Below are 21,227 nucleotides of genomic sequence, written 5' to 3'. Positions count from 1 at the left end.
CGGGTTCGAAGAGGAGGCACGCATGACCGAATTCATCCAGCTGGTGCTGGCCGGCACGGCGAACGGGTGCATCTACGGCCTGCTCGCGCTCGCCCTCGTGCTCATCTACCGGTCGACGCACATCATCAACTTCGGCCAGGGCGAGATGGCGATGTTCTCGACCTACATCTGCTGGTCGTTCCTGAACGCGGGCATGGGCTACTGGGTGGCGGTGCCGCTCACGCTCATCCTGGCGTTCGCGGCCGGGCTCGCCGTCCAGCGCATCCTCATCCGGCCGGTGCAGAACGCGCCCGAGCTCACCATCGTCATCGTGACGCTCGGTCTCTACCTCTTCTTCAACTCGCTGGCGCTCTGGATCTACTCCGGCGTGCCGAAGCCGTTCCCGCTGCCCACCGGCGTCCGCCAGGCCTCCTGGCAGGTGGGCGATATCTTCATCGTCCCCTACCACCTGTTCATCTTCGTGGTGCTCATCGTCCTGATGCTGGCCCTCTACGTGCTCTTCCAGCGGACGAAGCTGGGGCTGGGGCTGCGGGCCGCCGCCGCGCAGCCGGTTTCGAGCCAGCTGGTGGGCATCAACGTCGGCTGGATGCTCGCCCTCGGCTGGGGGATTGCCGCCGCGGCCGGCGCCCTGGCCGGCATCCTCTCGGCGCCGATCGTCCAGCTTGAGCCGAACTTCATGGCGACCGTGCTCATCTTCTCCTTCGCCTCGGCCACCCTCGGCGGGTTCGATTCGCCGCCCGGCGCGGTCGTCGGCGGGATTGCGCTCGGCAACATCGTGGCCCTCGGCGGGCGCTACATCGAATTCATCGGGACGCAGCTCGATATCGTGCTCGCGCTCGTCGTCATCGTCGCTGTTCTCCTGGTCCGCCCGGCCGGTCTCTTCGGGCGCCAGGCCGTGCAGAGGGTGTAGCCGATGGACTTCGTGCGAACGTTCGACTACCGCAAGAACTGGTTCTTCCCGCTGCTCATCCTCGCCGGCCTCATCTGGCTGGTGGAGCCGCAGACGAACATCGCCGATATCCCGGCAATCGGGAAGCTGGTGCGGCCGGCCGCGGGCCTCGCCGCCCTCCTGAGCCTGAGCGCCATCGCCACGGTCGTCGCGGCGCTGGCCCTTTCGCCCCTGCTCGACCGCAGCCCGGCCGCCGCACGGGCGCTCCGCTGGGCCGGGTATGCGCTCATCATCGCGTTCTTCCTCTTCATGCCGCTCTACGTGGAGAAGATCCCGCACGCCTCGATGCTGAAGATGACGGTCGCCATCCAGTTCATGATCGTCATCGTCGGGATCAACCTCCTCACCGGCTTCGGCGGCCAGATTTCGCTCGGGCAGAGCGCGTTTTTCGCCATCGGCGGCTACACCCTCGGCATCGGCTTCCGGCAGTGGGAGATGCCGTGGGGCTGGTCGCTGCTCATTGCGCCGCTCCTCGCCGGGGTTGCCGGATTCCTCATCGGCATCCCGGCGCTCCGCTTCAAAGGGCCGTACCTGGCCCTCGCGACCCTCTCGCTCGCCGTGACGGTGACCCCGCTGGCAAAGAAGTTCGAGCACTACACCGGCGGCGTGCAGGGCGTCTCCATGTTCGGGAAGCTGAACATCCCGTTCTGGGAAACGAACCCCGACCGGTTCTTCTACTACCTCACGGCGGTCCTCGCGCTGCTCGTCTTTGTGCTGGCGGCGAACATCCGGCGGGGCCGGTTCGGGCGGGCGCTGGTCGCCATCCGCGACAACGAGACCGCTGCCGCGGCGATGGGCGTCAATGTGGCGCTCTACAAGATGACCGTCTTCGGCATCGCCGGGGCCTTTGCCGGGCTGGCCGGCGCCCTCAATGGCGTGGTCATCCAGTTCGTTTCGCCCGACCAGTACTCGCCGCTCCTCTCCATCCGCTTCCTCGTCGGCGCGGTCATCGGCGGGGTGGCGACGATCAACGGGGCGATCATCGGCGGCCTGTTCCAGCAGTTCGTGCCCGATGTCACCGTGTCCATCAACAAGTCGGCGCCCGATGCAATCCAGGCGGCCATCCTCATCGTATTCATGTACGTGATGCGGCATGGGGTGGTCGGATTCCTGGAGCAGACGTGGCGGTACGCCCGCTCCGGGATGCGCATGCGCAAACCGGCGGCTGCCCAGGAGGCGGCCGCCATCGCCGGGCGGCCGGGCGAGGCCGGGGCGGGCCGGTCCTGACGGCATTCCCATGCCCGCAGGGCATGTGAAGGCAGAACTCGAATTCAGGAGGGAACGCACCAGATGAGGAAACCGAAACGCTGGACCGCGTTGCTGGCGCTGCTGGCAGCGGTCGCCATGGTCCTCGCTGCCGCCTGCGGCGGCGATGACGACGACACCAAGAAGGAGACGCCCGCCCCCGGCGGCGCTGCCACGGCGGCGGCCAGCCCGACGCAGCAGCAGGACGTCAAGAAGTACGACACCGGCGCGTCGGACACCGAGATCAAGATCGGCAGCTGCTATCCGTTCTCCGGCCCGGCTGCGGCCTACGGCACCATCGGGAAGTCCATCGAAGCCTACTTCAAGATGGTGAATGAGCAGGGCGGGGTGAACGGCCGGAAGATCACGTTCATCACCCAGGACGACCAGTACTCGCCGGACAAGACGGTCCAGTGCGCCCGCACGCTGGTCGAGCAGGAGAAGGTGCTCTTCATCTTCAATACGCTCGGCACGCCGTCCAACACGGCGATCTGGGACTACCTGAACCAGCAGAAGGTCCCGCACATCTTCGTCGCGACGGGCGCTTCGAAGTGGGGCGCCGACCCGAAGAGCCATCCGTGGACGATGGGCTGGCAGCCTGACTACCAGTCCGAATCGGCCATCTACGTCGAGTGGCTCTCGAAGGAAAAGCCGAACGCGAAGGTCGCCATCCTCTACCAGAACGACGACTACGGCAAGGACTACCTCGAGGGCTTCAAGAAGGCGCTCGGCGCAAAGGCCTCGCAGGTCATCGTCAAGGAAGCCACGTACGCGACCACTGATGCGTCGGTCAGCGCCCAGGTGACCCAGCTGAAGGAATCCGGCGCCGATACCTTCTTCATCATCGCGACCCCGAAGTTCGCGACCCAGGCGCTCATCGCGGCGACCCAGGTCGGCTGGAAGCCCACCATCCTCCTGAACTCGGTCTCGCAGTCGATCCCGGCCGTGCTCGACCCGGCGGCCCAGCAGGGCGCGGACCTGAGCAACATCATCACCACCATTTACATCAAGGACCCGGGCGACCCGCAGTGGGCCAACGATAAGGCCATCCAGGACTACAAGGCCTTCATGAAGAAGTACTACCCGGATGGCAACCCGAACGACGGCTTCAACGTCTACGGCTACAGCGTTGCGCAGACGCTCGTCGAGGGCGTGCTGAAGCGGGCCGGGAACAACCTGACCCGGGAGAACATCATGAAGCAGGCGACGAGCATCAAGGACCTGCGGATTGAGACGCTCCTGCCGGGCATCCTCATCAACACCTCGCCGCTCGACTCGCCCAGCCCGGACTACTACCCGATCCAGGCCGAGCAGCTGGCGAAGTACAACCCCTCCGCCAAGAAGTGGGACCTCTTCGGCGAGGTCATCGACGTCGGCAAGAAGAAGTAGCGGCCGCCCTTCCGGCACGAACCGCCCAGCGGGCCCGGGGAACCTCCCCCGGGCCCGTTGTCCGTTCCTGCGAGCGGGCCGGTGACGGGCCGGGCTTGGCGCTCGACGCCCCGGGTGCGAGGGTTGGGGGAGAATCCCCCCGCCCGGAGGTTTGCCCCATGACCACGTCCACCAGCCGGCTCCCGCGCCGCGCGGCCGTCGTCCTCGCCCAGGGCACCGGTGCAGCCCTCATCGGCGCAGCCACCGGCCCGCTCGGCGGCCTGGTCGCCGCGGCGGCGCTCGGCCTGCCGCCCCTGCTCGCCGCCGCGCTCGCCCGGAGGCTCGCATGAACGGCTACCACGCGAAGGTCCGCACCACCCTGGCGGCAGTCCTGGCCGTGCTCGCGGCCGCCGCGCTGACCTGGCAGGACGTGACCGGCGCCGGCCCCGACGAGCTGACCGCCGTCACGGCCGCCATCCTCGTCGTCTCCCTCCACGCTCTCGCCTTCCCGGTCGACGAGGTGCTGCGGCTGCTCGGCCGCCGCGGGCGGGAGGAGTAGCCGGCGCCCCCATCCCCCGCCGAATGAGGGGACCGTTCGGCCCTTGTCCGCTGCGCGGCGCCTGCGCCATGCTGAAGGGGTGATGGCCCGGGGCCCCGCCCGGCCCGGGCGCCGCGCAGGAGGCCCCCGTGCGCTACCGCCGCATCAGCTACCGCTACGCCCTGCTCGTCCGCACCGGCCCGGAGCCGCTTGCCGCGGGCGTGCTCCCCGGGCGCGAACGCGTCCGCCTGGCCCAGCCGTGGTGGCGGCCCGCCGCCGACGTCACCGAAACCGCCGATGCGCTTTCCGTGCTCGTCGAACTGGCCGGCGTCTCGGTCGAGGACATCGACCTGCTGTTCTACGACGACGCGGTCGTCATCGAAGGCCAGCGCCGGCTCCCGCCCCCGCCGGTCGATGCCCGCTACCACGCCGCCCAGGTCCGCCAGGGGCCGTTCCGGCTCGAAGTGCCGCTCCCCTGCAGCATCGACCCCGAAGGCACGCGCGCAAGCTACGACAACGGCCTCCTGCTGCTCGAATTCCCGAAGACCAGCGGAGGTGCCGCACGATGAGCAGCGAACCGTTTTCGGTGCCCGGGGTTCCGGCCGACGTTCCGCCGTCCTCCGATGAGGGCGGCATCGAAATCCTCCCGGTTATGCCGCTCCGCGGGGGCACGGTCGTCTTCCCCTTCGCCGTCGTCCCCCTCGCCGTCGGCCAGCCCCGCTCCGTCCGCCTCATCGACGACGTGATGCGCGCCGACCGGCGGCTCGTGTTCGTCGCCCAGAACACCGACGATGTCGACCTGGCCGGGCCGGACCACGTCTACCGGGTCGGCACAATCGGCGTGGTCCACCACCTCGCCCGCGCCGGCGAAGGGACGCTCCAGGTCGTTGTCCAGGGCATCGAGCGGGTCCGGATCCTCGAGTTCACGGGCACCGAGCCGTACCTCCAGGCCCGGGTGGAGCGCGCGCCCGAGCGGCCGGTCGAAGGCCCGGAAGGCGAAGTGCTCCGGCGGGCCGTCCTCGAGCTGATTGCGAAGCTCGTCGCCGTCATCCAGCTGCCGCAGGAGTTCGTCGCCGCCGCCGAGGCGCTCACGGACCCGCTCCAGCTCTGCTACCTGGTCGGCGCGGCGATGCCGCTCAGCGGCGCACAGCGGCAGGAGCTGCTCGAGCTGGATACCGTCGAGGCGAAGCTCCGCAAGCTGATCGAATTCATCCAGCACGAGATCGCCGTCCGCGAGCTCGGCCGGAAGATCGCCCAGGAGACCGAGCAGCGGCTTTCGAAATCGCAGCGCGAGTACTTCCTCCGCGAGCAGCTGCGCTCCATCCAGAAGGAGCTGGGCGAGGGCGAAGGCGAGGAGCTGGCCGAGCTGCGCCGTGCCCTTGATGAGGCCGGCCTCCCGCCCGAGGCGCGCGCCGAGGCCGACCGCGAGCTCGAACGGCTCGCCCTCCTGCCCGCCGGTTCGCCCGAGCAGGGGATCATCCGCACGTACCTCGACTGGCTTGCGAACCTCCCCTGGCAGAAGCTCAGCGGCTCCGCCATCGATATCGAACGCGCCCGCACGGTGCTCGACGAGGACCACTACGACCTCGACAAGATCAAGGACCGCATCCTCGACTACCTCGCCGTCCGCAAGCTGCGGGCCGAGCGCGCCGCCGCGGCCGGCGACGGTCCCGACCTGCCGCCGACCGAACGCGCCGCCGCCGAGCCGATCCTCTGCTTCGTCGGCCCGCCCGGCGTCGGCAAGACGAGCCTCGGGCAGTCGATCGCCCGGGCGCTCGACCGGAAGTTCGCGCGCGTGGCGCTCGGCGGCGTGCATGACGAGGCGGAGATTCGCGGCCACCGGCGGACCTACATCGGCGCGATGCCCGGCCGGATCATCCAGGCCCTCCGCCAGGCCGGCACGCGCGACCCCGTCATCATGCTCGACGAAATCGATAAGGTCGGCAGCGACTGGCGCGGCGACCCGGCCGCAGCCCTGCTCGAGGTGCTCGACCCGGCCCAGAACCACCGCTTCACCGATACGTACCTCGGCGTGCCGTTCGACCTCTCGGCCGTGCTCTTCATCGCCACGGCGAACACGCTCGATACCATCTCGCCGCCGCTCCGCGACCGGATGGAGGTGATGCAGCTCTCGGGCTACACCGAGGACGAGAAGCTGCACATCGCCGAGCGGTACCTCGTGCCGCGGCAGCTCCGCGCCCACGGGCTCAAGCCCGGCGAAATCGTGTTCGAACCGGATGCCCTCCGCCACATCATCCGGCGGTACACCCGCGAAGCCGGCGTGCGCGGCCTCGAACGGGAGATCGCCGGCGTCGTCCGCAGGGTCGCCCGGCGCGTGGTCGAAGGCGAAGCGACCCCGGTGACCATCGACGTCGCTGCCGTCGAACGGTACCTCGGCCGGCCGCGCATCCCGGAGGACGCATTCATCCGGATCGACCGCCCGGGCATTGCCACCGGGCTGGCCTGGACCACGGCCGGCGGCGACGTGCTCCAGGTGGAGGCCGCGGCGATGCCCGCCGGCGAGGAGCGGCTCATCCTCACCGGGCAGCTCGGCGATGTGATGCGCGAAAGCGTGCAGGCCGCGCTGACCTGGGTCCGTTCGAACGCGGCGAAGCTGGGCATCGACCCCGGCTTCTTCGAGCACAAGGCGGTCCATGTCCATGTTCCGGCGGGCGCCGTGCCGAAGGATGGCCCCTCGGCGGGCGTGACGATGGCGACGGCGCTCGTATCGCTGGCGAGCGGGCGGCCCGTGCGCAGCGACGTCGCGATGACGGGCGAAATTACGCTCCACGGGCGGGTGCTGCCGGTCGGCGGCATCAAGGAGAAGGTGCTGGCGGCGCACCGGGCCGGGATCCGCACCGTGATTCTGCCGAAGGAGAACGAGCGCGACACCGAGGACGTGCCGGAGGAGGCGCGGAAGGAGCTGCGCTTTGTCTTCGTGACGGACGCGAGCGAGGTCATCCGGGAGGCGCTGGGGGAGGGGGCGGCTCCAGGAGCGTGACGCCGTCGACCTGCTCGAAGTCGCGGCGGTTGTTCGTCAGGAGCGGAAGGTCGTAGAGGCGGGCGGTGGCCGCGATCCAGGCGTCCTGCGGCGAGATGCTCAGGCCGCGCTGCCGCGCCTCGGCGTGGACCGCGGCCCATTCCGCGCACAGGGCGTTCGACTCGGCACGACGACGAGCCGCCGGAGCAGCCCTTCGAGCTCCTGCATGCGCCGTTCGCCAAACCCTCGCTCCAGCGCCCAGCGGTACAGCTCTGCGACCGTCTGGAACGAGACGACGATGACGCGCCCTTCGAGGAGCGGCGCAAACTGCGCCGCGCGGGAGTCGTTGCGCAGGAGATAGGAGAGCACGTCGGTATCGACCAGCACCCGGCGAGGCAGCGGCGCTGATGGCGAGGCGGGGTGGGTCACGATGCTTCGCGCCACCGCCGGAGGGTCTCGAGGAAGGCGTCTTCGTCCTCGCCCTCCCATGAAGGAAGCCGCAGCGCCGCGAGGCTGTGGACCGGGGCGACGCCCTGCCTGGCCTCGAGCTCCTCAAGCGTCGGGGCCCTCCAGAACGCTGCGGCCCCGTCGAGCGGGAGAACATCGCCGACCCGCAGGCGCCGGCGGCGGCGGTCCTCCCACGTCCCGCGGACCGCGACGTACCGGCGGCGGTGCTCGTCAACGGCGTCGAGCTGCCCGGGTCCGAGGAGCAGGGTGGTGCGTGTGCCGTCGGCCGCCCAGAGCTCGGCGGTGCTGTCGCGATAGTCAATCTCGAGGAGTTCGCCGGCAACGCGCACCAGCCCTGCCTCCCCGGATGCCGCTTCGGTGGGGAGTTTCGTCCGCGCATCAAAGGTGATCACCCGGTCGAGTCCGGTGCCGCTGACCTCCAGCCGGCCGCCCGCCCGGCAAACGGGCCGAACCGCCGCGACGAGGTGGTCGGCTGCAGCCCGGGGGAGGTCGGGCCGCTCACCGCGGGCGATGGCCTCAAAGCCGCCCAGGGCCCGTTCGAGAGTGCGTTCGGCGATGCTGGAGTCCCACAGCCCCTTCGGTTGAGCCACGCGCAGGGTGGCCGAGAAACTGCCGGCACGCGCGTCGGTCAGCACCAGGGCGGCTGCCGCCCGGAGGGCCTCCGGAATGCGGCCTCTGCCGTGCTCCCGCCCCCATGCGTCTTCGACCAGGATGGTCACCGCGCGCTGGACTCCCTCGAGGAACGCCGCCAGCTCGGGCACACCGACCTGTCCGGGCGCGGCGTCCGGCGTCTCGAGCGTGAAGCGAATGGCTGTACCGTGGTCGGGCATGACGGCCAACCTCCCCCGGCCAGGGTTGCCGGACCGGGATTTCAGCGTACTGTACCCCGCCGCGCCGTCACACTGCAGGCAGGGTCCCGTGTGCCTCTGAGCGAGCGGACCGGTTCGCGGCCTGCAGTTCAGGGCGCATAGCGCCCCGGCAGCCGGGTCATGCCACCAGGATCTCGTCGCGGACGAAGTGGAGCCGGATGAGCCGCGGCAGCCCGTCCCGTTCGAAGTGGCAGCGGACGGCGTCGCGGACCCGCTCCCGCAGGGCTTCAATCGTGTCAGCCTCGGTGACGATAGCCGGACCCAGCGCCCGGGCGACGAAGCCGCCCTCCGGGTCCTCGGTCACAACAAAAATGACCTCGTCGCCGCCTGCGTTGCCGTTTGACATTCCGCCGACATCCTACCAGCCGCCACGCCGTCGCGCTGCCGCGCCCCGCCGCGCCCTCACACCAGGCCCCGCTCCTCCAGGTAGCGGACCCGCCAGGCCGCCGCCTGCAGCAGCAGGACCGACAGGAACGCGCACCCGGCCATGAACGGGATGGACACGAATCCGAACTCCTCGACGAAGCGGACCGTGCACGAGACGGCCTCGCCGGTGCAGAGCGCGGCCTGGTCGGGGAAGAGTTCGAGCTGGTAGTGGTAGATGGAGACGGCCAGCCCGGCGCCGGCCAGCGTGACCACGTAGCGCGCATCGAGCCGGCTGCGCGTCAGCAGCGCCACGCCGAGCAGGATGGCCAGCGGGTACATCGCGATCCGCTGGAACCAGCAGAGTTCGCACGGCGTGAAGTGGACATATTCGGAATAGTAGAGCGACCCGGCCATCGCCGTGGCGGCAACGGCGAACATCAACTTCTGCCCGTGGACCGTGACCAGCCGGCGGACGGCGGCGGCGGCCGGGTGCTCGGCGGCGAGCATGGCGAACAGGACAGCGAAGACGACGCCGATACTGCCGGCGGCGAGGACCGGGGAAACGTACGGTTCGGACTCCATAGCACACCCGCGGGCGGAGCGGCCCGCGGGACCTATTGTACGGCCGCCCGGCCACCGCCCCGGACAGGCGAGGGAAAGGGAAGTTCAGGTGCCGGGCGGCCCGGTCGGGCCGGCCCGCAGCTCAGCCTCCAGCTCGCGCGCGAAACGGGCAACGAGGCGTGACCGGTGGCCCTCGGCGGCCCGGACCAGGGGCAGGGCGACATCCGGCGGGTAGTTGCGCAGCGCGCGCAGCACCACCAGGCAGACGTAGGGGTCGCGCTCGTTCGCGAGGATGTCGGCGAAGCGGGCGAGAGCGAGCCTGCTGCGCCGCTGGCCGAGCACCTGGACGGCCATCATCTGGTGCTCGCGGATGAGGTGACGGGTGGCGAGGAGGAGGCGCTCCTCGAAATGGAGGCCGTCGTAGGCCGCGAGGTCGAACCCGCAGACGGGGCAGCGCACGGCCTCAGCGGGGATTTCGGCGAAGCAGCCGGGGCAGAAGTGGTTCATCGTGGGACGGCGTTTTTGGTAGCGCCGGCCGTTCCGCTGTGCGCCGCGCGTCCGGGTCCTTCCTCGCCCATGGCAGTGACTCCTTCTGCGCCGTGTCCGTCAGCGGCGGCGCTTCGCGCTGCGGATGGCGGCGTTCAGCGCGGCGGCGGCCCGGACCAGCTCCTTGAACGCCTCCGGGTCGGGGAATTCGCCCTCGCGGAGGTCGATCGCCCGGCGCGCATTGCCGCCGAAGCCGGCGTTGAAGAGCCCGGCCGGGTCGGGCAGTTCGGCGCCGCGGGCGAAGGTGAGCTTGACATAGCCGCGGAAGGCGCCGCCGGTGCAGATGATGCCGTCGCGCTCCCACACCGGGACGCCCGGCCGGGTGGGCGTGACCCACTTCCATGTTTCGACGATGCCGGGGTCGGCTTCGAGGATGAGCGCGCGCAGGCGGGCCAGCGTTTCGCCGCGCCAGTCGCCGATGCCGGCGATGAAGCGGTCGATCTCCGCGCTTGCGGACGGTTGCGGTTCGTTGCCGGGGGTCGACACCGGTGGTCCTCCGTGCGGCCGGTACCGGCCGCCAGCCGACATCGTATCCGCCCGCGGCGCCCGCCGTCCCGGTCGTGTATCGTCGACCTACCCCCGCCCCGGGAGGCGAACGATGGACGCCGCACTGCCGAACCTGGCGCCGGTCCGCGCCGGGTGCTGAACGCCATCCACCTCCCGCTCCGGTTCGCCCTGGAGGTTGCCGCCCTCGCCATCCTCGGCTGGTGGGGCTCCGCCGCCGATGCCCCGCTGCCGGCCCGGGTGCTGCTCGCCCTTCTGCTCCCCGTTGCCGCTGCGGCAGTTTGGGGCATCTTCCGTGTGCCGAACGACCCGGGCCCGGCGGTGGTGGCCATCCCCGGGCCGGCACGCCTCGCGCTCGAAGCTGCCCTCTTCGCTGCCGCGACGGCTGCGCTCGTCCAGCTCCGGGGGATGCCCGCTGCCGGCGTCTTCCTCGCCCTGGCTGTGGTCGATTACGCGCTCTCATGGGGCAGGGTGATGCGCCTGCTCGGCATGGGCTGAGCGCCCGTACGGCTCATCCGTGGACGGCAGCAACCGGGGCCCGGGCGCACTGCCCGGGCCCCGCGGCTCCGCAGGAGCGACCTGCGCCCTACTTGTGCAGGTCGAACCGGTCGAGGTTCATCACCTTGTCCCACGCCTTCACGAAGTCGCGCACGAACTTCTCCTGGGCGTCGTCGCAGGCGTACACCTCGGCGAGGGCGCGCAGCTCGGCGTTGTGCCCGAAGACGAGGTCGACCCGAGTGGCCGTCCACTTCACGGCGCCGGTCGCGCGGTCGCGGCCCTCGTACTCCTCCTCCGCCTCGCTCGTCGGCACCCACTGGGTGTTCATGTCGAGCAGGTTGACGAAGAAGTCGTTGGTGAGGACGCCCGGCCGGTTCGTCAGCACGCCGAGCTTCGTTTCGCCGCTGTTCGCCGCCAGCGCGCGCATCCCGCCGACGAGGACGGTCATCTCGGGCGGGGTGAGCTCGAGGAGCGCGGCCTTTTCGACGAGCAGGTGCTCGGCGCGCTTCTTCAGGCCCGGCTTGCGGAAGTTGCGGAAGCCGTCGGCCTTCGGCTCCAGGTAACCGAACGATTCGACGTCGGTCTGCTCCTGCGTGGCGTCCATCCGGCCCGGGGTGAACGGCACGGCGATGTCGAAGCCGGCATCCTTCGCCGCCTTCTCGACCGCCGCGCAGCCGCCGAGCACGATGAGGTCGGCGAGGGAGACGCGCTTGCCGCCCGCGGCCTGGGCGTTGAACCGCTGCTGGATGCCTTCGAGCACGCCGAGGATGCGGGCGAGGCGCGGCGGGTCGTTCGCGGGCCAATCCTTCTGGGGAGCGAGGCGGATGCGGGCGCCGTTCGCGCCGCCGCGACGGTCGGTGCCGCGGTAGCTCGAGGCCGCCGCCCAGGCGGTGAAGACGAGGTCGGAGACGGAGAGGCCGGAGCCGATCAGGTCGGCCTTCAGCTTCGCGATGTCATCGGCGTCGATGAGCGGGTGGTCGACCGGCGGGATCGGGTCCTGCCAGGTCCAGGTCTCCTTCGGCACGAGCGGGCCGAGGTACCGGGTGACCGGGCCCATGTCGCGGTGGATGAGCTTGAACCAGGCGCGGGCGAAGGCGTCCTCCAGCTCCTCCGGGTGCTCCAGGAAGCGGCGCGCGATCTTTTCGTAGATGGGGTCCATCTTGAGCGCGAGGTCCGTCGTGAGCATGACGGGCGCGTGCCGCTTCGAGGGGTCGTGGGCATCGGGCACGAGGTTTTGGGCCTCGGGGTCGGTCGGCACCCACTGCCAGGCGCCGGCCGGGCTCTTCGTGAGGTCCCAGTTGTACTTGAAGAGGGTCTCGAGGTAGGAGTTGTCCCACTTCGTCGGGGTCGGGGTCCAGGCGCCTTCGAGGCCGCTGGTGTAGGTATCGGGACCCTTGCCGGTGCCGTAGCTGTTCTTCCAGCCGAGCCCCTGCTCGTGCAGCGGGGCGCCGCCCGGCTCAGGGCCGACGTAGCTCGCCGGGTTCGCCCCGTGGGTCTTGCCGAAGGCGTGGCCGCCGGCGATGAGGGCCACGGTCTCCTCGTCGTTCATCGCCATCCGGCCGAACGATTCGCGGATGTCCTTCGCGGCGGCGAGGGCGCTGGGGACGGCGTTCGGGCCCTCCGGGTTCACGTAGATGAGGCCCATCTGGATGGCGGCGTACGGCTCATCGAGCTCGCGCTCGCCGTAGTGGCGCTCGTCGCCGAGCCACTCGTCTTCGGGGCCCCAGTCGATATCCTCCGGCTCCCAGACGTCTTCGCGGCCGAAGGCGAAGCCGGCGGTCTTGAAGCCCATCGATTCGAGGGCGCAGTTGCCGGCGAAGGCGATGAGGTCGGCCCAGGAGATCTTCTTGCCGTACTTCTTCTTAATCGGCCAGAGGAGGCGGCGGGCCTTATCGAGGTTGGCGTTGTCGGGCCAGCTGGCGAGGGGGTCGAACCGCTGCGTCCCGCGCGAGGCGCCGCCGCGGCCGTCGTGCACGCGGTAGGTGCCGGCCGCGTGCCAGGTCATGCGGATAAAGAGCGGGCCGTAGTGGCCGTAATCGGGCGGCCACCAGTCCTGCGGCGTGGTCATCAGCTCGTAGATGTCCCGGCGGAGCTGCTCGACATCGAGCGTTTCGAGCTCCTTCCGGTAGTCAAAGCCGGGGTCCATCGGGTCGGAGTTGGGGTGGTTCTGGCGGAGCAGGGAGAGGTCGGGCTGGTTGGGCCACCAGTCGCGGTTCCGTTTGCCTTTGAGCTTCATCGTGCCGTTGGCAGACATCGGTCGGTTCGGTTCCTCCGGAAAGCTGGGTGGATTGGCGGATGCTGGATACCGGCGCCGGGGCGCCGGGCAGCCGGTCCCGGCAACTGGACTGTTTCCAGAACTGGTGCCGGTCCATTCTAGCAGCGGCGGGGAGGGGGCGGAAGGCGCAAACGAGACCGGGGACACGGCATGGCGACGCCACCTGTCGCCGGGGCGCAATATCCTGCCCGCATGGCACGCCGCCGCACCGTCACCCTCAACCCCGCGGTCATGGACGAGGTCCGCGGCTGCTACGGCCTCGCCGGGAAGCCCATCCCCGAGCCGCCCACGCCCTCATCCGAGTGGCTCGCCCGGCTGCAGCGCTGGAGCAGGGGCCTCGTGCCCTACCCCGGCTGGCCGACGGAGGAGTTCGACTTCCACCACATCTTCAGCCCGGTCGAATCCCGCTGGCTCCGCCGCGGCCTCCTGCCACGGGAGATGGAGGACAAATGGATCGGCATCATGGCCGAGGGCGAACTCCTCATCGCGCGGAGCTGGACCCGGTACATCGTCAGCCGCATCCGTTACCGGCTGACCGACGACGGCTGCGTGGAGGCCGTGGGGCTGGTCCACAGCACGCCGGAGCGCCGCGAGGACCTCGACACGGTCTCCCGCCACGTGAGCTGCATCCTCGGCTGGTGGACCGCCGGCGCCTGGGAGCGGGTCGCGGCCCGCGGAGGGTGGGTCTTAATCGATGAGCGTTGAGGCGAAGACCTGCCAGGCCAGCGCCGACTTCGCCGCCAGGCTGAGGAAGACGTAGACCGCCTCGCCGAACAGGTAGCTCCGCCAGGGGCCGACGCGCCGGTACTGGAGCCACATGTTCAGCGCGAAGACATTAAAGAAAAGGAAGAGCGACACGTAGATGGCGTAGACAAAGCCCGGGGGTTCGCCCGGCGTCCCCGGGGTGAGCAGGTAGATGCCGATCGCCGCCCACGGCACCGCGCCGGCGATGCACCCGAGCCAGAACGGGAGGAGTCGGCCCTCGCCCGGGCGTTCGGTGTGCTCCTGGAGGAGCCCGAAGAAGATCATCGCCGCGTTGACGCCGAACAGCGCCACGAGGGCGGCGACATCGCCGATGCCGGTCAGCATCGCGATCAGGACCACCATCAGCGAGGCGCTGACCGAATATTCAATCCAGCGCGCATCGTTCCGCTGGCGTTCGAGGTTGCGGCGGTACCAGTCGAAGACCCCGGGCAGCACGAGCAGCAGGTGGGCCGCCGCCGAGATGAAGAGGAACGCCGCCACGGCCGGCCCGATGCGGAGGTCGAACAGGTGCTCGAGGCGGGGCGGCTCCTGGCCGGGCGGCCCCTGCATGAAGGTGGCGTGGACCGGCAGCGCAAAGTCGTTGCTGAGGGCGAGGACTGCTGCGCCCTGTGCGAGGTGCACCAGCCCCATCACGAAGTTGTACCGGCGCAGCCTCCGGTAGACGGCCGCGGGCTCATCTGCTGCCATGCGCGCCCTCCTGCCCCCTGCGGCAGACCGGGACGCCGTGCGCGCCCGCTGCGGGGGCGGCCGGAGTATAGCTCCCCCGGGCCGGGGTCAACGCGCCGGCCGACTCACACCGCGCATCCACACCGGCCCCCGGCGCCAGGCTGCCGGGTGCGGGGGGCGCACGCCACCGGGGCCGGCCCATCCGGTGTACCCTTCACCCCCGGGTGATGCCGCGGTGCGAACCATCGGGTCCTGGCTGACGTTCGGCGCGATGGCCGCCGCAGCGCTTTTCGCCCCGGCCTGCGGCGGCCGCGAGCCGCTCGACCTGCCCCGGCCGGCGGCCCGCCTGGCGGTCGCGAGCACGGCCTTTGCCGACGGCGGGGTGATCCCGGCCGAGTACACCTGCGACGGCGCCGACCGCTCGCCGCCGCTCCGCTGGGAGGGCGCGCCCGCGGGGACGGCCGCCTTCGCGATTGTGGTCGACGACCCGGATGCCGACGGGTTCGTCCACTGGCTGGCCTGGAACCTGCCCGCGAGCGTGACCGCTCTGGAGGCCGGGGCATCGCCCGGCGGCGGGATGCCGAAGGGGACGGTTGAAGGGAAGAACGATTTCGGTCGGTTGGGCTACGGCGGGCCCTGTCCGCCGCGCGGCAAGGAGCACCGCTACCGCTTCCTCGTCTATGCGCTCGATGCGCCGCTCCCGGCCGGCCCCGGCGCCTCGCGGGGCGAGGTGGAGCGGGCGCTCGCCCGGCACGCCATCGCCGCCGGCGAGCTGACGGGCACCCACCGGCGGCCGTGAGGCCCGGCACCTGCCCCCACCCTGCCCGCCCCTCCCCCGCCCCCGTGCGCGGAGCGGCCCTCCCGCCGTACCGTATCGGTCAGTCCGTCGCAAGGGAGCTCCACGTGTCGTTCCGCAGGCGCGACCTCCTCTACCTCGCTGCCCTCGCCCTCGGCTCCGGGCTCGCCTATATCGCCTTCCGCGAGCTCTACCTGGCCGGCGAGTACGTCCCCTACGCCCAGGAAATGGTGCTCATCTTCCTCGGCGCCGTGGCCACCATCATCCTCACCGCCGCCCTCCTCAACCGGCAAACCGAGCTCGAACTCCGGAAGGAGGGACGCGTCCTCGTCTTCCAGCAGAAGAGCGACATCTACATGGCGTGCATCGAAACCGTCGCGCGGATCGTCCAGGCCGAGGCACTCGAACCGCGGCTGATTGATGAACTCCGCGTGCTCAACCACAAGCTTGCCGTCGTGGGCAGCGCCGAAGTCGTCGCCAAATTCGATGCCGTGCTCCGCGGCCTGCTCGAAGGCCTCGCCGATGGGCGCCTCGCCGCGCTCGATGGCGAAAGGGTGATGAGCGCCCTGGCCGACCTCACCGCCGCAATGCGTGGAGACATCCTCGAGGAAGCTGGCCTGGCCGAGCCGGCGACGCTCCTCGCGATCCGGCGCAATGCCGCGCGGATGGAGGAGCTGGACGACCTCGGCGGGACTCCCGAAGAGGTCGCCCGCTAGCCCCCCGCCCCCTCACCACTGGACGAACATGGGCATCACCACGTGGACGTAGCCCGGCTCCGGGGTGCCGTTTTCGTCCACGGGGCGGAAGACGCCCTGCGCCGAGGGGCTCGTCATCTCCAGGGCAACCCGCCCCCCGCCGATCGCGTTCAGCACGTCCTGCAGGTACCGGCTGTTGAAGGCGATCTTCGCGGCATCGCCCTCCACCACCGCGTCGAGCTTGCCTTCGTTGCCGCCCACTTCGTCGGCGCGCGCGCTGATGCTGAGCTGGCCTGGCATGCCGCCCTCGCCCGGCGTCATGATCAGCCGGATGATGCCGCTCCCGTCGCGCGCGAAGATGGCGGCGATGCGCGCCTCCCGCTTGAATTCGTCGACATCCACAATCACGCGCGTGTTGAACTGCGCGGGGATGAGCTGGTTGTAGTTCGGGAACGTCCCCTGGATGAGCTGCGACACCATCTGGACGTCGTCCCACTCGAACAGCACCTGGGAGCGCTGCGGGTTGATGCGCATCTCCACGGGCAGGGTCGAATCGCCGATGAGGCGGGAGAGTTCGCGCAGGGCCCGCGCCGGCACGATCACCTCGATCGTCTCCGCCGGCGACTCCTCCAGCTGGATATCGGCCACGGCCAGGCGGAAGCCGTCGGCGGCGGCGAGGGTGAGCCGCGGGCCGTCGCTCTTCATGTGGACGCCGGTCAGCACCGGCCGCGAATCGTCGCTGGCGGCGGCGAACTCCACCCGTTCGATGGCCCGGCGGAGCGCCTTCGGGTCGAACCGCACGGCCACGCCGTCCCGGATCTCCGGCACGCGCGGGAAGTCGGCCGGGTCCATGGCGTTGACGGTCGAATCGTTCCGCGCGCACTCGATGCGGAGCTGGCGGCCGTTCGCCGGCGCCTCGAGCGAAACGGTGGCGGCGGGCAGGTTCGCCACAAAGTCGCTGATCAGGCGGGCCGGCACGGTCGTCGCGCCCGGCTCATCCACCTTCGCGCCCACCCAGGCGACGATCGAGATATCGAGGTCCGTCGCGGCGAGCCGGAGCTTGCCGTCCTCGGTCTGGAGGAGGACGTTCGAGATGATCGGGATGGTGGCCCGGGTGGCCACGGCCCTGCCGACGATGGCGAGGCCGCGCTGGAGGTTTTCCTGGAGGACCTGGACTTTCATGTGTTCACCCGCCTGATCCGTTTCGCGGATCCGCCGTGATTATAGGTTCGCCGCCCCGCGGTGGCGAGTGCGTAGGCGCCTGCGCAATTTCCCGCTGCCGCAGCGAAGCTCCCGATGCAGCCCCGATTTGACACCAAAGTTAGGCATACCTAATCTGGCGCGTGTGACACTTCTCTCAGTGAGGCATCGCTCAGCCCTATGAAGCTCCTGCGTCTCCTCTTCCTCCTGGTGCTCGCCAGCGTCCCCCTCATCGCCGCGGCCTGCGGCGGCGATGATGATGACGGCACCACGCCCGCGGCCGACTCCGGCGGCGCCGCCACGGCCGCCGCCTCGCCCACGGCCACGCCGAAGCCGTCCGGCTCCATCACCGTCTATTCCGGCCGCGGCGAATCGCTCGTGAAGCCGCTCTTCGAACAGTTCACGAAGGAGACCGGCATCCAGGTCAACGTGAAGTACGGCGATTCGGCCCAGCTCGCCACCCTGCTCGCCGAAGAGGGCTCCGCCTCGCCCGCCGATGTCTTCTTCCCGCAGGATGCCGGCGCGCTCGGCGCGATTTCGAAGGCCGGCCTCTTCGAGAAGCTGCCCGAGGCAACGCTCGCGAAGGTCCCCGCGACCTACCGCGCGAAAGACGGCTCCTGGGTCGGCGTTTCCGGCCGGGCGCGCGTCATCGTCTACAACCCCACCGCCGTGCAGGCGTCCGAGCTCCCGTCCTCGGTGAAGCAGCTGACCGACCCGAAGTGGAAGGGGCAGGTCGGCTGGGCGCCGACCAACGGCTCCTTCCAGGCGTTCGTCACGGCCTTCCGCAAGCTCGAAGGCGATGCCGCCGCCGAGAAGTGGCTGAAGGACATGGTCGCCAACGACGTGAAGGTCTATAAGGACAACAAGGCGATCGTTGCGGCCGTGGCCGCCGGCGAAGTGAAGCTCGGCCTCGTCAACCACTACTACCTCTGGGGCTTCATCAAGGACCAGGGCGAAGGGTTCGCCGCCCGGAACCACTACACCGCTGCCGGCGACCCCGGCACCCTCGTCAACGTGGCCGGCGTGGGCATCCTGAAGTCCTCGAAGAACAAGCCGGCCGCCCGGGCGTTCATCGACTACCTCCTCTCGGAGGCCGGCCAGAAGTACTTCGTCGAGCAGACCTACGAGTACCCGCTGGTGACCGGCATGAAGGCCGACCCGCGCCTGCCCGCGCTGGAGACCCTGAAGCCGCCGGCCATCGACCTCTCCGACCTCGACGACCTGCAGGGGACGCTGGCGCTCCTCCGCAGGGTCGGCGCCCTGCAGTAGCCGGAGCCTCACCGGGTGGCTGCCCTCCCGTTCCGCCGCCCGGCGTCGCGAGCCCCGCTGGCCCTCTGGCCGCCGGGGCTCGCCGTCGTTGCCGCCACGCTAGTGCCGGCGTGGTACCTGGTCCGGCGGAGCACCGAGCGCGGCTGGGCCCCCTGGGAGGAGGTGCTGCGCGATGCCGCCTGGCCGCTGCTCGCGCGCTCGCTCCAGCTTTCGCTGGTGGTGGCCGTCGCCTGCGTGGTCGTCGCCCTGCCGGCGGCGTGGCTCACCACCCGCACCGACCTCCCCTTCCGCCGGGCCTGGTCGGTGCTGATGGCCGCGCCGCTCGCCATCCCCTCCTACGTCATGGGGATGACGGTCGTCGAATTCCTGGGTCCGAAAGGGGTGCTCCAGGGCTGGCTCGAACCGCTCGGGGTGGAGCGCCTTCCCGAGATTTACGGGCTCTGGGGCGCCGCCTACACGCTGACCGCAACCAGCTTCCCCTACGTCTACCTCGTCCTCCGGGGGGCGCTCGCGACGGCCAGCGTCGCCGAAGAGGAGGCCTCCCGCTCGCTCGGCGTGCCGCCCTGGCCCACCTTCTTCCGCATCGTCCTGCCCGGGCTTGCCCCGGCGATCGCGGCCGGCCTCCTCCTTGTCGTCCTCTACGTGCTGAGCGACTTCGGGGGCGTCTCCACGCTGAACTACAACACCTTCACGCGGGACATCTTCCTCGAGTACCAGTCCAGCTTCGACCGCACCCGGGCGGCGGTCCTCGCCTGCGTCCTCGTGGCTGTGGCGGCCGTCATCCTCGTCGCCGAGATGGCGGTGCGGCGGCGGGCCGGCGGGCGGGCGTCGCGGCGGACCGCTCCGCCGCGGCCGGTGCCGCTCGGGCGGTGGCGCTGGCCCGCCATCGGCTTCCTCGCGCTCGTTGTCCTCGCCTCGCTCGCCCTGCCGCTCGGGGTGCTCGGCTACTGGCTCGTCCGCGGCCTGCAGGTCGGCGCGAACTTCCCCGGTATCGGCGAGGCGGCCCGCCACTCGCTGACCATGGGCCTGGCCGCGGCCGCGCTGACGGTCGCCCTCGCCCTGCCGCTCGCGATCCTCGCGGCGCGCTACGGCGGCGCCGGCGCCTCCCTGCTCGAACAGGTCGCCTACCTCACCCACGCCCTCCCCGGGCTGGTGGTGGCGCTCTCGCTCGTCTTCTTCGGCATCCGCTACGCGCAGGCCTTCTACCAGACGACCTGGATGCTGCTCTTCGCGTACCTGGTGCTCTTCGTGCCGAACGCGCTCTCGGCGCTGCGGGCGAACCTCCTCCGCCTGCCGCCGCGCCTGGAGGAGGCCGGCACGTCGCTCGGGCGGCCGCCGCTGCGCGTGCTCGCCACCGTCACCATCCCGCTGGCCCGCCCGGGGATGGGCGCCGCGGCCGCGCTCGTCTTCCTCACCGTCCTCAAGGAGCTGCCGGCCACGCTGCTCCTTTCGCCGCCGGGGTTCGAGACGCTGCCCGGGCTCATCTGGGGCCGAACCTCCGATGCCCTGTATGCTGGTGCTGCGCTGCCCGCGCTGGTGCTCGTCGGGCTGGCGCTCATCCCCCTCGTGGTCCTGGCCTGGAGAGGCGACCCTGCGACCCTCGAATCCTGAACCCGCGCCCGCGCCCGCTGCCGAGGCCCTCGCGCTTTCCGGCGTCGATGTCTGCTACGGCCGCTTCCGCGCTGTCCGCGGGGCCAGCCTCGCCCTTGCGCCGGGCGAACTCGTCGCCCTCCTTGGGCGGAGCGGCAGCGGCAAGACGACGCTCCTCCGGGCGGTCGCCGGCTTCGAACGGGTGGCCGCCGGCGAAATCCGCCTCGCAGGGCAGGTCATCGAAAGCCCCGCGCACCACGTCCCGGCCCACCGGCGCTCCGTCGGCCTCGTCTTCCAGGAGTATGCGCTCTTCCCGAACCTGACCGTCGCAGGGAACATCGGCTACGGGCTGAAGCGCGAGGAGCGTGGCCGGGTGGAGGAGCTGCTCCGGATGGCCCACCTCGAAGGGCTCGGCGGCCGCTACCCGCACCAGCTCTCGGGCGGCCAGCAGCAGCGGGTCGCCCTGCTCCGCTCCCTCGCGCCGCGGCCCCGCGTCCTCCTCCTCGATGAGCCGTTCTCGAACCTCGATGCCGGCCTGCGCGTCCAGGTCCGCGACGAAGTCGCCGCCATCCTCCGGGCGGAGGGCATGACCGCCCTGCTCGTCACCCACGACCGGGCCGATGCGATGGCGATCGCCGACCGGATCGCGGTGATGGACGCCGGCGCGATCATCGAGGTTGCGGCGCCGCGCGCCCTCTACTTTGAGCCCGCGGCCCGAGCGGCGGCCGGCTACGGCGGCGATGCCCAGTTCCTGCCGGGCGAGGGTCACGGGCCGTTCGCCGCGTGCGCGCTCGGGCAGGTGCGGCTGGCGCGGCCGTTCCGCGGCCCCTGCGACCTCCTCATCCGGCCCGAGTGGCTCCGCATCCGCGAGGGCGGGGTCCCGGCGCGGGTCGTCGCCCTCCGCTTCGAGGGCGCGGTCACCCGGCTCGACCTCGAGGTCGGGGGCGTCCGGCTGGCGATGACGGCCCCCTCGAGCGAGCTGGCCGCCCCCGGCGAGACGGTCGCAGTCGCCCCGGCGGTGCCGCCGGTGCCCTTCCCGCGGGAAGCGTAGCCGTTCGCCGGGCAGGCGGCTGGCGTGC

24 protein-coding genes are annotated in these 21,227 nt (G+C 70.8%); 14 read left to right on the top strand and 10 right to left on the bottom strand.

Translation table 11 applies throughout. The annotated features are described in order from the left end of the window. Window positions 1-22: 22 nt before the first annotated feature. The 7 genes from Tbon_RS06325 (at window position 23) to lon (ending at window position 7,101) form a co-directional block, all read left to right on the top strand. Entirely contained in the window at window positions 23-910 is an 888-nt protein-coding gene (locus Tbon_RS06325; protein ID WP_158066842.1) for a branched-chain amino acid ABC transporter permease, read from the top strand. Window positions 911-913: 3 nt separating this feature from the next. Further along, entirely contained in the window at window positions 914-2,176 is a 1,263-nt protein-coding gene (locus Tbon_RS06320) for a branched-chain amino acid ABC transporter permease (protein ID WP_158066841.1), read from the top strand. A 117-nt stretch (window positions 2,177-2,293) separates the two neighbouring features. Beyond that, the gene (locus Tbon_RS06315; protein WP_404818786.1) at window positions 2,294-3,583 is read left to right on the top strand and encodes an ABC transporter substrate-binding protein; all 1,290 of its coding nucleotides are present in this window, start codon (window positions 2,294-2,296) and stop codon (window positions 3,581-3,583) included. A 158-nt stretch (window positions 3,584-3,741) separates the two neighbouring features. Continuing rightward, window positions 3,742-3,912: a hypothetical protein gene (locus Tbon_RS13800; protein WP_192498199.1), complete on the top strand. Its 171-nt coding sequence runs from the start codon at window positions 3,742-3,744 to the stop codon at window positions 3,910-3,912. Continuing rightward, complete coding sequence (locus Tbon_RS06310) at window positions 3,909-4,121, top strand: hypothetical protein (RefSeq protein ID WP_158066839.1); 213 nt, start codon at window positions 3,909-3,911, stop codon at window positions 4,119-4,121. The genes Tbon_RS13800 and Tbon_RS06310 overlap by 4 nt, the downstream gene beginning before the upstream one ends. 128 nt (window positions 4,122-4,249) lie before the next feature. Then, the gene (locus Tbon_RS06305) at window positions 4,250-4,669 is read left to right on the top strand and encodes an Hsp20/alpha crystallin family protein (protein WP_158066838.1); all 420 of its coding nucleotides are present in this window, start codon (window positions 4,250-4,252) and stop codon (window positions 4,667-4,669) included. Further along, on the top strand, window positions 4,666-7,101 hold the full coding sequence (lon, locus tag Tbon_RS06300; RefSeq protein ID WP_158066837.1) for an endopeptidase La: 2,436 nt from the start codon (window positions 4,666-4,668) through the stop codon (window positions 7,099-7,101). The genes Tbon_RS06305 and lon overlap by 4 nt, the downstream gene beginning before the upstream one ends. On the opposite strand, the gene Tbon_RS14495 is transcribed toward lon, so the two are convergent. The 7 genes from Tbon_RS14495 to Tbon_RS06270 form a co-directional block, all read right to left on the bottom strand. After that, window positions 7,058-7,198, bottom strand: a complete 141-nt coding sequence (locus tag Tbon_RS14495) for a PIN domain-containing protein (RefSeq protein ID WP_404818785.1) — start codon at window positions 7,196-7,198, stop codon at window positions 7,058-7,060. The two genes, lon and Tbon_RS14495, sit on opposite strands and share 44 nt — an antisense overlap. A gap of 2 nt (window positions 7,199-7,200) precedes the next feature. Continuing rightward, window positions 7,201-7,524 carry a PIN domain-containing protein gene (locus Tbon_RS06295; protein WP_158066836.1) on the bottom strand — a complete coding sequence of 108 codons (324 nt, stop codon included), beginning with the start codon at window positions 7,522-7,524 and terminating at the stop codon, window positions 7,201-7,203. Then, window positions 7,506-8,378 (bottom strand): hypothetical protein, encoded by an 873-nt coding sequence (locus tag Tbon_RS06290; RefSeq protein WP_158066835.1) that lies wholly within the window; start codon window positions 8,376-8,378, stop codon window positions 7,506-7,508. The genes Tbon_RS06295 and Tbon_RS06290 overlap by 19 nt, the downstream gene beginning before the upstream one ends. Window positions 8,379-8,535: 157 nt before the next feature. Then, window positions 8,536-8,763 (bottom strand): type II toxin-antitoxin system HicB family antitoxin, encoded by a 228-nt coding sequence (locus tag Tbon_RS06285; protein WP_158066834.1) that lies wholly within the window; start codon window positions 8,761-8,763, stop codon window positions 8,536-8,538. Window positions 8,764-8,819: 56 nt separating this feature from the next. After that, window positions 8,820-9,365 carry a disulfide bond formation protein B gene (locus tag Tbon_RS06280; RefSeq protein WP_158066833.1) on the bottom strand — a complete coding sequence of 182 codons (546 nt, stop codon included), beginning with the start codon at window positions 9,363-9,365 and terminating at the stop codon, window positions 8,820-8,822. Between the two features lie 84 nt (window positions 9,366-9,449). Continuing rightward, the gene (locus Tbon_RS06275) at window positions 9,450-9,851 is read right to left on the bottom strand and encodes a hypothetical protein (protein WP_158066832.1); all 402 of its coding nucleotides are present in this window, start codon (window positions 9,849-9,851) and stop codon (window positions 9,450-9,452) included. 99 nt (window positions 9,852-9,950) lie between these two features. Next, a complete protein-coding gene (locus tag Tbon_RS06270; protein WP_158066831.1) occupies window positions 9,951-10,418 on the bottom strand; it encodes a DUF1801 domain-containing protein in 468 nt (155 codons plus the stop codon). A gap of 111 nt (window positions 10,419-10,529) precedes the next feature. On the opposite strand from Tbon_RS06270, the gene Tbon_RS06265 reads away from it, so the two are divergent. After that, window positions 10,530-10,892 (top strand): DUF2568 domain-containing protein, encoded by a 363-nt coding sequence (locus Tbon_RS06265; RefSeq protein WP_192498198.1) that lies wholly within the window; start codon window positions 10,530-10,532, stop codon window positions 10,890-10,892. Between the two features lie 88 nt (window positions 10,893-10,980). On the opposite strand, the gene katG is transcribed toward Tbon_RS06265, so the two are convergent. Then, window positions 10,981-13,146 (bottom strand): catalase/peroxidase HPI, encoded by a 2,166-nt coding sequence (gene katG, locus Tbon_RS06260; protein ID WP_158066829.1) that lies wholly within the window; start codon window positions 13,144-13,146, stop codon window positions 10,981-10,983. Window positions 13,147-13,359: 213 nt separating this feature from the next. Here katG and Tbon_RS06255 point away from each other — a divergent pair, with 213 nt between their 5' ends. Next, on the top strand, window positions 13,360-13,872 hold the full coding sequence (locus Tbon_RS06255) for a hypothetical protein (protein WP_158066828.1): 513 nt from the start codon (window positions 13,360-13,362) through the stop codon (window positions 13,870-13,872). On the opposite strand, the gene heR is transcribed toward Tbon_RS06255, so the two are convergent. Beyond that, on the bottom strand, window positions 13,855-14,619 hold the full coding sequence (gene heR / locus Tbon_RS06250; protein WP_158066827.1) for a heliorhodopsin HeR: 765 nt from the start codon (window positions 14,617-14,619) through the stop codon (window positions 13,855-13,857). The two genes, Tbon_RS06255 and heR, sit on opposite strands and share 18 nt — an antisense overlap. Before the next feature lie 214 nt (window positions 14,620-14,833). On the opposite strand from heR, the gene Tbon_RS06245 reads away from it, so the two are divergent. Beyond that, window positions 14,834-15,397, top strand: a complete 564-nt coding sequence (locus Tbon_RS06245) for a YbhB/YbcL family Raf kinase inhibitor-like protein (protein WP_225734721.1) — start codon at window positions 14,834-14,836, stop codon at window positions 15,395-15,397. 104 nt (window positions 15,398-15,501) lie between these two features. Continuing rightward, the gene (locus Tbon_RS06240) at window positions 15,502-16,110 is read left to right on the top strand and encodes a hypothetical protein (RefSeq protein ID WP_158066826.1); all 609 of its coding nucleotides are present in this window, start codon (window positions 15,502-15,504) and stop codon (window positions 16,108-16,110) included. Window positions 16,111-16,122: 12 nt separating this feature from the next. Here the strand turns inward: Tbon_RS06240 and dnaN are convergent, their stop codons facing one another. Continuing rightward, window positions 16,123-17,271, bottom strand: coding sequence for a DNA polymerase III subunit beta (dnaN, locus tag Tbon_RS06235; RefSeq protein ID WP_158066825.1), 1,149 nt, complete (start codon window positions 17,269-17,271; stop codon window positions 16,123-16,125). 198 nt (window positions 17,272-17,469) lie between these two features. Here dnaN and Tbon_RS06230 point away from each other — a divergent pair, with 198 nt between their 5' ends. Genes Tbon_RS06230 through Tbon_RS06220 form a run of 3 tightly spaced genes read left to right on the top strand, consistent with a single transcriptional unit; the run spans window position 17,470 to window position 21,199 of the window. Next, window positions 17,470-18,558 (top strand): iron ABC transporter substrate-binding protein, encoded by a 1,089-nt coding sequence (locus Tbon_RS06230; RefSeq protein WP_158066824.1) that lies wholly within the window; start codon window positions 17,470-17,472, stop codon window positions 18,556-18,558. Window positions 18,559-18,573: 15 nt separating this feature from the next. Next, window positions 18,574-20,169, top strand: coding sequence for an ABC transporter permease (locus Tbon_RS06225; protein ID WP_158066823.1), 1,596 nt, complete (start codon window positions 18,574-18,576; stop codon window positions 20,167-20,169). Next, window positions 20,069-21,199 (top strand): ABC transporter ATP-binding protein, encoded by a 1,131-nt coding sequence (locus Tbon_RS06220; protein WP_158066822.1) that lies wholly within the window; start codon window positions 20,069-20,071, stop codon window positions 21,197-21,199. The genes Tbon_RS06225 and Tbon_RS06220 overlap by 101 nt, the downstream gene beginning before the upstream one ends. Window positions 21,200-21,227 lie beyond the last annotated feature (28 nt).

Origin of the sequence: Tepidiforma bonchosmolovskayae, from assembly GCF_008838325.1 — a bacterium.
Classification (GTDB): Bacteria; Chloroflexota; Dehalococcoidia; order Tepidiformales; family Tepidiformaceae; genus Tepidiforma; species Tepidiforma bonchosmolovskayae.
This window is presented reverse-complemented; position numbering and strand designations above follow the sequence as displayed.